Annotated in this window: 9 protein-coding genes and 1 riboswitch; of the genes, 8 read left to right on the forward strand and 1 reads right to left on the reverse strand. The window is 42.6% G+C overall.

The window, feature by feature from the left end; all coding sequences use genetic code 11:
• The first annotated feature begins 12 nt into the window (after window positions 1-12).
• The 6 genes from A3GS_RS11710 to A3GS_RS0108030 all read left to right on the forward strand — a co-directional run bounded on the left by A3GS_RS11710 (window position 13) and on the right by A3GS_RS0108030 (window position 6,094).
• Complete coding sequence (locus A3GS_RS11710) at window positions 13-1,551, forward strand: GBS Bsp-like repeat-containing protein (RefSeq protein WP_476712958.1); 1,539 nt, start codon at window positions 13-15, stop codon at window positions 1,549-1,551.
• A gap of 135 nt (window positions 1,552-1,686) precedes the next feature.
• Window positions 1,687-1,885: riboswitch (FMN riboswitch) on the forward strand.
• A gap of 79 nt (window positions 1,886-1,964) precedes the next feature.
• Window positions 1,965-2,522, forward strand: a complete 558-nt coding sequence (locus A3GS_RS0108010) for an ECF transporter S component (protein WP_018364903.1) — start codon at window positions 1,965-1,967, stop codon at window positions 2,520-2,522.
• A 23-nt stretch (window positions 2,523-2,545) separates the two neighbouring features.
• Complete coding sequence (locus A3GS_RS0108015; protein WP_018364904.1) at window positions 2,546-3,202, forward strand: phosphatase PAP2 family protein; 657 nt, start codon at window positions 2,546-2,548, stop codon at window positions 3,200-3,202.
• Window positions 3,203-3,252: 50 nt separating this feature from the next.
• Window positions 3,253-4,200 (forward strand): tRNA modification radical SAM protein MnmL/YtqA, encoded by a 948-nt coding sequence (gene mnmL, locus A3GS_RS0108020; RefSeq protein ID WP_018364905.1) that lies wholly within the window; start codon window positions 3,253-3,255, stop codon window positions 4,198-4,200.
• A gap of 214 nt (window positions 4,201-4,414) precedes the next feature.
• Window positions 4,415-4,960, forward strand: coding sequence for a tRNA 5-(aminomethyl)-2-thiouridylate-methyltransferase MnmM (gene mnmM, locus A3GS_RS0108025; RefSeq protein ID WP_018364906.1), 546 nt, complete (start codon window positions 4,415-4,417; stop codon window positions 4,958-4,960).
• 96 nt (window positions 4,961-5,056) lie between these two features.
• The gene (locus A3GS_RS0108030) at window positions 5,057-6,094 is read left to right on the forward strand and encodes an AAA family ATPase (RefSeq protein ID WP_018364907.1); all 1,038 of its coding nucleotides are present in this window, start codon (window positions 5,057-5,059) and stop codon (window positions 6,092-6,094) included.
• Between the two features lie 88 nt (window positions 6,095-6,182).
• Here the strand turns inward: A3GS_RS0108030 and A3GS_RS0108035 are convergent, their stop codons facing one another.
• On the reverse strand, window positions 6,183-6,980 hold the full coding sequence (locus A3GS_RS0108035) for an ABC transporter ATP-binding protein (protein WP_018364908.1): 798 nt from the start codon (window positions 6,978-6,980) through the stop codon (window positions 6,183-6,185).
• Between the two features lie 305 nt (window positions 6,981-7,285).
• Here A3GS_RS0108035 and A3GS_RS0108045 point away from each other — a divergent pair, with 305 nt between their 5' ends.
• Both A3GS_RS0108045 and pflA read left to right on the forward strand, forming a co-directional pair.
• A complete protein-coding gene (locus A3GS_RS0108045) occupies window positions 7,286-8,620 on the forward strand; it encodes a hemolysin family protein (RefSeq protein WP_018364909.1) in 1,335 nt (444 codons plus the stop codon).
• A gap of 157 nt (window positions 8,621-8,777) precedes the next feature.
• Window positions 8,778-9,566: a pyruvate formate-lyase-activating protein gene (pflA, locus tag A3GS_RS0108055; RefSeq protein ID WP_018364910.1), complete on the forward strand. Its 789-nt coding sequence runs from the start codon at window positions 8,778-8,780 to the stop codon at window positions 9,564-9,566.
• The last annotated feature ends 176 nt before the right edge of the window (window positions 9,567-9,742 follow it).

The following is a 9,742-nucleotide window of genomic DNA, read 5'->3' on the forward strand; positions in this document are numbered from 1 at the left end:
ACCACATTAGCCATGTATCGTCTCTACAATCCCAACTCAGGCGAGCATTTTTATACCTCAAATGGTTACGAAAAAGTAAGTCTTGTTAAGCTTGGCTGGCGTGATGAAAATGTAGCCTGGTATGCACCGACCAAAGGAGAGGAAGTTTATCGTCTTTATAATCCTAATGCCGGTGATCACCANTATACANTAAACAAGGGTGAGATGACTAATTTGTCAAATCTGGGTTGGCGCTATGAAGGTATTGCTTGGTATTCGGCAGGAACAATTGCTATGTATCGCCTTTATAATCCTAATGCTAAATCAGGTAGCCATCACTACACAGCATCTAAGAGTGAAGTGGTTTCTCTGACCAAACTTGGCTGGCGCTATGAAGATGTTGCTTGGTATGGCATGCGTTCGCAGGATAAAGGAACTGAGCAGAATGAGCCAGTGACGACTACACCAATTATTAAAGTAACTAACTATCAAAGGGATAAGGGAAATTTAAATGTTGTAGTCATGGATTCTGAATTTTCTAAGCCCATTAAGCAAGTTCTTGTTGCAGCTTGGTCTGAAAATAATCAAGGAAATATTTACTGGTATACTAGTTCCAACATGAAAGATGGGCGTATAGAGATTAAGGTAGATGAAAAATATCATCACAATCTTGCTGGAAACTATCAGGTTCATGTTTATATTGATTATCTAGACCAAACTAGAAATGGTTTTGTTTTAGGAAGTTATTATTTTGATAAAGTTAATGGTAGCCATGACTTTGCTTCAAATTATAAGGGAACAGGGCTTTATAGCCTATCTATTAATAAAGTATACTCAAAAGGTGATGTACTTTTTGCGGTCTGGTCTCAGGCCAATGGCCAAGATGATATTAAATGGTATTCTGCTAATCGCAATGGTACAAGTGCTAGTGTCAGCTTTAATGTCAGCCAACATAGTGGCATAGGGACATACCTCATACATGTCTATCAAAATGATAATGGCAAGATGTATTTCTTAACGTCGGGCAATATTCAAGTTAAGAAAACAACCTATGATACACCATACTACAGTCAAAGAGATGCTCGGTGGGCTGGCCGTTATTATGGTATTAGTAATATTGATGCGGCAGGCTGTGTTCCAACTTCCTTAGCCATGGTGTTTACAGCCTTGAGTGGCAACACTATTTTGCCAACACAGGTCGCAGACTATCTTTACTACAACACAGTTGAATTTAATCGTGGTACTTTTGGCACAACAGGTCGCGGTGTTCTCATGGCCTCCAATCATTGGGGCTACAAGGCAACGCCTCTGGGAAGTTATTCAAACCTAGTAACAGCCCTGCAAGAAGGCCACCATGTTTTAGCTGCTGTTCAGAATGATAAATTTGTCCTTCATGGCAGTCATGAACTTGTTTTAAGAGGTTATTCAAATGGTGCAACCTACGTTCGTGATCCTTATACTCCAAGCTTTTCAGGCTGGTATCCAGTATCTAACCTCTGGCGGGAACAAAGTACAGATCCAGTTGATACAGCCGGAGTCGGTGCTCCGTTTATTAAGATAACTGACGCTTAATAGATATTAACGTCTCTCATTATTGAGAGGCGTTTTTGGCTGTTTCATCACTAGTAGGTTGGAAAGTAGAATATCTAGAAAATACTAATTAGTAATTAAAATATTTGCAATTATGAATTTTTTTTGTTATCCTATACTTGTCTTCAGGGCAGGGTGTAATTCCCGACCGGCGGTGACTGTGTTTCCGTTGACGATATTTTTCTTTGATAGGTCATTAGCGCCTTGTGTCAAAGTGAATGTTTAGTCAACTTAGAGAGTGCAGAAGTCCGCGAGCGAAAGCTGATGTGGTGCGATTCCACAACCGACAGTAAAGTCTGGATGGGAGAAGACCAGGATTTTTTGTATAGATTTTTTATGCTATGCTCAAACTCATGGACCTTCTTTCAATTTGTAAAAATTGGAGGAATTTTTTTATGACAAACACACGCAAATTGGCTTATATTGCCATTCTTTCAGCACTTTCTTTCTTGCTGATGTACATTCAATTTCCCTTGATTCCAGCAGCAAGTTTCCTGCAGGTTGACTTGTCTGTTCTGCCAATCCTGGTTGGGTTGGTGGCACTGGATTTAGGTTCCGCCTTTGGCATCCTCATCATCAGGACGCTGCTCAAGCTGTTGTTAAATAATGGTGGAGCAGGCACCTTGATTGGTCTGCCTATGAATGTCATTGCCTTGGGACTCTTTGTTCTGGCTATGGCGCTACTATGGAAAAAGAGTCCAACTGGCAAGAATTATATCATAGCTTCTGTCACAGGGACTATCGGTCTGACACTAGCTATGCTGGTTCTCAATTATATTTACGCCGTACCACTTTACGCTAAATTGGCCAATTTTGACATCAAAGCTATGCTTGGTTTGGGGAATTACCTCTTTGCCATGGTGGTGCCCTTTAATCTGATGGAAGGTGCCATTTTTGCAGTAGCTTTCTATATTTTAAATACTTGTCTTAAGCCTGTCCTTTCAAAAATGTAAGCTTTTATGCTATAATTTTTTCTATGAAAAAAAAACAGACACATTTTATTCGCGCATCCTTTGTCATTTTGGCTTTTGTCATGCTAGGTTATGTTGTCAAATTCTATCCTGAAGCCATCAAAGGATTTGACAGCAACATTCAGACCACAGTGCGTGGCAATCTGCCAGCGGGTCTAACTAGCTTTTTCAAAGTCATTACCAGTTTGGGCAGCGAAATTGGTATTTTCATCTATACGCTTGCGCTCGCTATCTTTTTTTACTTTAAGAAATCATGGAAAATGGAAGGCTATCTCTTATTTGGTAATTTGGTTTTAATGGGGATTTTGTCAACTCTTTTCAAGTATCTCTACAATCGATCAAGGCCAAATCTTACTTACCTGATTCCAAGACCAATGGGACCATCTTTTCCAAGTTGGCATGCCGCTTCGACGTTGATTGTGGCCATGTCCTTGGCCGTTATCATTGGACAACGCTTGGCCAACAAGTTTCTAGTACGGTTGCTGCAAGTACTCCTTATCTTGCTTGCTTTCCTAACAGCTCTGTCAAGAATTTACTTGGGTGTGCATTACCCGACAGACATCTTAGCTGCTTGGCTGCTAGCCATTGCTCAACTATCTTTTGTCTATCCTTTTTATGACCAAAAACGTTTTGAATGGCGTTTCAAATCCAAACAGAAGTAGTGATGTGAGGTCACTACTTTTCTTATGCTGAAAGTGTTATAATAGATTTTATGAAAAAACGATACAATACTTTAAATGATTACTACCGTCAGATTTTTGGCGAGAAGATTTTCAAGGTGCCCATTGATGCGGGCTTTGACTGTCCTAATCGTGATGGCACGGTAGCACGTGGCGGCTGTACCTTTTGTACGGTGTCTGGTTCGGGTGATGCTATTGTAGCACCTGATGCGCCTATTCGTGACCAGTTTTATAAGGAAATTGATTTCATGCACCGTAAGTGGCCTGAGGTCAAGAAATACTTGGTGTATTTCCAGAATTTCACCAATACACATGACAAGGTTGAAGTCATCCGCGAGCGCTATGAGCAGGCTATCAATGAGCCGGGTGTGGTAGGTATTAACATTGGGACAAGACCTGACTGTCTGCCTGATGAGACGATCCTTTACCTAGCGGAGCTATCCCAACGCATGCATGTGACGCTGGAGCTTGGGCTTCAGACCACTTACGAGAAAACGTCAGCCCTTATCAACCGTGCTCATAGCTATGAGCTTTATGTGGAGACGGTTGAGCGTGTGCGTGAGCTGGCGCCTAAGATCGAGATTGTTTCCCATCTTATCAACGGCCTGCCGGGTGAGACGCATGAGATGATGCTGGAAAATGTGCGTCGCTGTGTGACAGATAATGACATTAACGGTATCAAGCTGCACCTACTGCACCTTATGACCAATACCCGTATGCAGCGCGACTACCACGAGGGGCGTTTGCAGCTGCTCAGTCAGGCCGAATACGTCTCTATCATCTGCGACCAGCTGGAAATCATTCCCAAGAACATCATCATTCACCGCATCACAGGAGATGCACCGCGCGACATGTTGATTGGACCTATGTGGAGCCTCAACAAGTGGGAAGTACTCAATGCTATTGACAAGGAAATGGAAAGACGGGGGTCTTATCAAGGCTGCAAGATAGAAAGTTCTAATTTTCAAGTCACCCAGTAAGCTAAGGATTTTGGCTATGACTTATCAGCTCCGGCTGATACGTTTTGCAAGGTCTGTAAAGATCGTCCGCTCGGGCGAATGGTTTTTGGATAAGGCTTTAGGAGCATTCGCTTGAGGAAATAGGAGTTGAATAGTGAGTTTGGGTTATTCTTCCTAGACGCAGCCTCCTTAAGAGATGCTTGTTTCACGGATTAGCGACAGAAAGGAAAAGGATATGAAACGTCCCCTTCACCTCTCCCATGATTTTTTGGCAGAGGTTTTAGAGAAAGACAGCATAGCGCTTGATGCGACTATGGGAAATGGTAATGACACGGCCTTTCTGGCTGCTTTGGCAAAAAAGGTCTATGCCTTTGATGTGCAGGAACGGGCGGTGCAGAAGACCCAAGAACGTTTGGCGCAGCTGGGTCTTGAAAATGCTCAGCTCATCCTTGATGGCCACCAGCATGTGGACAAGTACGTTGACGAGCCTATCCGCGCAGCTATTTTCAATCTGGGCTACCTGCCAAGTGCTGATAAAAGCATTATCACAATGCCTGATACGACGCTGGAAGCTATCGGGAAAATCCTTGAGCGTCTGGAAGTTGGCGGTCGTCTCTCCATCATGATTTACTACGGTCATGAGGGTGGGGACATGGAAAAAGATGCGGTGCTAGATTATGTAAAAAAATTACCGCAGGAAACTTTTGCGACCATGCTCTACCAACCGCTTAATCAGGTCAATACCCCACCGTTTTTGGTCATGATTGAGAAGTTGAAGTGACACCTACCTAGGTGTTATTTTTTATCAAAAGGTTTGATGTTGCTGTGAAAAAAGTGTAGCATGTAAGTATAAAAGTAACAAAAAGGTGTAAACATTATGACAACACAGGTTGCTATCGTCTTTGGAGCTTTTGCTCCTATGCACAAGGGGCATATTGATTTGATTCAACGTGCCAAACGTGAGTGCCAGCGGGCAGTTGTTCTGGTGTCAGGATTGGCCAATGATCGTGGGGATGCGATTGGACTAGGCTTGCAGAAACGGTTTCGCTATATCAGAGAAACCTTCAATGATGACGGTCTCATTTCAGTTGGAAAACTGGATGAAACTGGGCTTCCTGTCTATCCTGAGGGCTGGGATTTGTGGTTGGAACGTCTTTTGAGTTTGGTTTTCCTAGCATCGGATGAAGAACCCATTTTCTATGTTTCTGAAAAGGAATACGAAAGAGCACTACAAGAACGTGGTTTTCAAGTCAGGTACACGGAGCGGCATTTTGGCATATCGGCCAGTCTCATTCGCGACAATCCGGCCAAGTATTGGAACTTCATTGCAAAGCCCTTCCGCAGACATTTTTCCAAGAATGTCTTGATTGTCGGATCGGCTTCTAATGGGAAAACGACTTTGGTCAAGGATCTGGGGCGCTATTATTCTTGTCCCGTGTCCTTAGAATACGCCAGATATTACCAAAGCCGCTACAATGTGCGTGATGATGAGCTGACGGAAAAGGACTACAATTACCTGCTGACTGGTCAATTCAGGCAGACATCAGATATGATTGATTCGCCTGAAAATCGTGGATTGGTCATCGCTGACACCAATGCAACTGTGACGCAGGCCTACTATGATTATTACATTGCTGAGTCGTCAAGTTCATTCCATTCTCTTTGTGCGGAGACCGTCAGCAATGAAAAGTGGGATTTGATTATCTTTGTCCTGCCGACAGGTGATTATGTTGATGATGGTTTTCGTGACATGACCATGGCTGACGCAGGGATTCGTCAGGCCTTTACTCGGCACTTGAAGAAACTTGTGGCTGAAAATCATCAAGGCGTTCCGCTTGAATTTATCGGGGGTTCTTACATTGATAATTATCAAACTGCCATCAGTTTGATTGACCACATTTACCAAGAACTATAGAAGATAGTCTTATGTCTGAAAAGCAACCAGGCAAAACCTGTCGTTTAAAGGAAAAGGAGACTAGTATGGTGGTTTAGTCTCCTTTTTTCTATGAGATGATTTCATCCAGTTCTGGTTTGATGAAAAAGCGTTTGTCATCAATGGGAAGAATGCGGACAGGACTTTGGTAGAAGTCTTCAAGGACATCTGGTTTGATGATGTCAGCTTTGGAGCCTTGAGCGACAATGTGGCCTTTGCGAAGCAGGAGAATGTGGCTCATGCGGTCGGTGATTTCTTCGGCATGGTGGGTCACATAGATGACCGTTGGTGCGTGAGGTAGGTCAGCGATTTTCTCCACCTGCGCCAGCAATTTTTCACGAGCAAAGAGGTCAAGGCCGCTGGTGGCTTCGTCTAAAATGATGATTTCAGGGTCTTCCATGAGACTGCGGGCTATGAGGAGCAACTGCTTTTCGCCCTGTGACAGCTCGTAGTAGGTGCGTCCCAGCAGTTTTTCGCCGCCCAGAGCGATTAGCATTTGGCGTGCTTCATTGAGCTCCCTTTCACCATAAGCCTTGTAGAGGATGCTAGACTTGTATTTACCTGTCAAAACGACCTGCTCAGCCTTCATCATCTTTGGTAGGCGTTCAGCGATAAAAGAACCAACGACACCGATTTTCTTGCGCATACTGGGAATATCACCGTGTCCAAACTTAACACCCAACACCTCAGCCTCTCCTTCAGATGGGAAATACTCGGCCATAAGCATCTTGAGAAGGGTTGTTTTTCCAGATCCATTGAGTCCAAGAATGGCCCACATTTGTCCCTTTTCGACCTGCCAATTAAGATGGGAGAGAAGTGCTTTTCCTTGACGTTTCAGACTGACGTCTTTTAATGAAATTTGTGCCATAGAATCTGTCCTTTCGAGAAATCATTTTTATTAGTATCAATTATACCATTTTCTCACTCCTTTTGAGGAACTTTCCTAGTCTTCTCCAAATAGATAAACTTTTGTGACGCCGTCGGACTTTCCGACAAATAGTATAAGCTGGTGGGAAGCTTGTCAAGATTTTTGGATACTTGCCTCTACCTATCCCCAAGTACCGAGATAGGTTAGGTTGGGGGAGTTCTTCCGCACCCAGTCCTTTCTTATCACTTTATCTTAAATTATGGTATAATAATGACACTATATTTATGTTTAGGAGTAATACACTAATGGAAGACCCTAGTAGTCAGCCACTTATTTTTCAATTTATTTTATTGTTCGTTTTAACCTTTTTAAATGCTTTCTTTTCAGCCAGTGAGATGGCCATGGTTTCTCTGAACCGTTCACGTGTAGAACAAAAGGCTGAAGAAGGAGAGAAAAAATATATCCGTCTTCTGTCGGTTTTGGACAATCCCAATAATTTTTTATCAACCATTCAGGTCGGCATCACCTTTATCAGTCTCTTGCAAGGGGCAAGCTTATCAGCTTCACTTGGCAAGGTCATCGCAGGTTGGCTAGGCAACTCAGCTACGGCACAGACGGCAGGTAGCGTTATTGCTCTTATTTTCTTGACTTATATTTCAATCGTTCTTGGGGAATTGTATCCCAAGCGCATTGCCATGAACTTAAAAGAAAATCTAGCAGTCATTTCAGCGCCTGTTGTCATTATTCTTGGCAAGATTGTCAGTCCATTTGTCTGGTTGCTGTCGGCTTCGACTAATCTGCTCAGCCGCATTACCCCAATGACCTTTGATGATGCAGATGAGAAAATGACCCGTGATGAGATTGAGTACATGTTGACCAACAGCGAGGCAACTCTGGATGCTGAGGAAATTGAAATGCTACAAGGTGTCTTTTCACTGGATGAGTTGATGGCGCGTGAAGTCATGGTGCCTCGTACAGATGCCTTTATGATTGATATTGAGGATAATACCAGAGAAAATATTGAAGCTATTCTCAAGCAAAGTTATTCTCGTATTCCTGTTTTTGAAGGAGACAAAGATAAGGTTATCGGCGTTCTGCACACCAAGCGACTGTTGGAGGCCGGCTTCCAGTCAGGTTTTGACAATCTCAACTTACGCAAAATTCTGCAAGAACCTCTTTTCGTACCTGAAACTATTTTTGTGGATGATTTACTCAGACAATTGAGAAATACACAGAACCAAATGGCGATTCTTTTGGATGAATATGGTGGTGTTGCTGGACTTGTAACGCTTGAGGACCTACTGGAAGAGATTGTTGGTGAAATTGATGACGAGACTGATAAGGCAGAATTATCCGTTCGTGAAATTGCTGAAAATACCTTTATCGTTCTGGGAACCATGACCCTTAATGATTTCAATGATTATTTTGACACCGAACTTGAAAGTGATGATGTGGATACCATTGCTGGCTACTATTTGACAGGCGTTGGAAGTATTCCCAGTCAGGAAGAAAAGGAAGCCTTTGATGTTGACAGCAAAGAAAAACATATTCAGCTCATTAACGACAAGGTCAAGGACGGCCGTGTTACTAAGCTGAAGGTCATCATGACTGAGATTGAAGTTGAAGAAGAGGGAGATTAGTCATGAGGCTAATCTTTTTTCTGTACTATAAACCTTATGAAAATATGTCAACTGTTATAGGAAAGAAAGCCTGCAAACACAAACACAAGGCTGGTCATTTACTTATGAAAAGTGTATAATGAAAATATAAAAACGGTTACAAGAAGAGGCGGTGACTATGGCAGAAATTGATTATGGTAAAGTAACAGGAATGATTCATTCGACAGAAAGTTTTGGTTCGGTTGATGGACCAGGTATTCGTTTCGTTATCTTTATGCAGGGCTGCAAGATGCGTTGCCAATATTGTCACAATCCTGATACCTGGGCAATGGAAACCAACCAATCTCGGGAAAGAACAGTTGATGACGTTCTGGCAGAAGCCCTTCGTTACAAGCATTATTGGGGTAAAAATGGTGGCATCACTGTTTCTGGCGGCGAAGCCATGCTGCAAATTGAATTTGTGACGGCACTATTTACTAAGGCAAAAGAGTTAGGCATCAACTGTACACTAGATACCTGTGGCTTTACCTTCCGTGATACACCTGAGTACCATGCCATTGTGGATAAATTATTGGCAGTGACAGACTTAGTCTTGCTTGATATTAAGGAAATCAATCCTAAACAACATATTGTGGTGACGCGTCAGCCAAATAAGAACATTCTAGCTTTTGCTCGCTACTTGTCTGACAAGGGTGTGCCAGTCTGGATTCGTCACGTTTTGGTACCAGGCTTGACAGATATTGATGAGGACTTGATTGAGCTGGGGAAATTTGTTGCCACTCTAAAAAATGTGGATAAGTTTGAAATCCTGCCTTATCATACCTTGGGTGAATTCAAGTGGCATGAACTTGGCATTCCTTACACATTAGAAGGTGTTAAGCCACCAACGAAAGCACGTGTTCAAAATGCTAAGGATTTGATGCACACAGAAAGTTATACCAACTACATGAAACGGATTCATGGCTAATAAGGAAGTAGGAGCAGAGCCCAATGTCATTAAGTTAACTAACCTATCACGTTTTGTGGTAGGTTAGTTTTTTATGTTACACTAAAAATAAAAGGGGAAAAATCATGCTAGACCAGATTAAAGCTCATTTACTTGATAGTATTAACGACATCGTTTCCACCGCAAACCAGTTTGTG

Source organism: Streptococcus caballi DSM 19004, assembly GCF_000379985.1.
GTDB lineage: Bacteria > Bacillota > Bacilli > Lactobacillales > Streptococcaceae > Streptococcus > Streptococcus caballi.

What these genes read in the sequence shown, in the direction of transcription:
- A3GS_RS0108045 (WP_018364909.1), top strand. Translation starts at nt 7,286, where the DNA reads ATGGAAGACCCTAGTAGTCAGCCACTTATTTTTCAATTTATTTTATTG.
- A3GS_RS0108035 (WP_018364908.1), bottom strand. Translation starts at nt 6,980, where the DNA reads ATGGCACAAATTTCATTAAAAGACGTCAGTCTGAAACGTCAAGGAAAA.
- A3GS_RS0108030 (WP_018364907.1), top strand. Translation starts at nt 5,057, where the DNA reads ATGACAACACAGGTTGCTATCGTCTTTGGAGCTTTTGCTCCTATGCAC.
- mnmM (WP_018364906.1), top strand. Translation starts at nt 4,415, where the DNA reads ATGAAACGTCCCCTTCACCTCTCCCATGATTTTTTGGCAGAGGTTTTA.
- mnmL (WP_018364905.1), top strand. Translation starts at nt 3,253, where the DNA reads ATGAAAAAACGATACAATACTTTAAATGATTACTACCGTCAGATTTTT.
- A3GS_RS0108010 (WP_018364903.1), top strand. Translation starts at nt 1,965, where the DNA reads ATGACAAACACACGCAAATTGGCTTATATTGCCATTCTTTCAGCACTT.
- pflA (WP_018364910.1), top strand. Translation starts at nt 8,778, where the DNA reads ATGGCAGAAATTGATTATGGTAAAGTAACAGGAATGATTCATTCGACA.
- A3GS_RS0108015 (WP_018364904.1), top strand. Translation starts at nt 2,546, where the DNA reads ATGAAAAAAAAACAGACACATTTTATTCGCGCATCCTTTGTCATTTTG.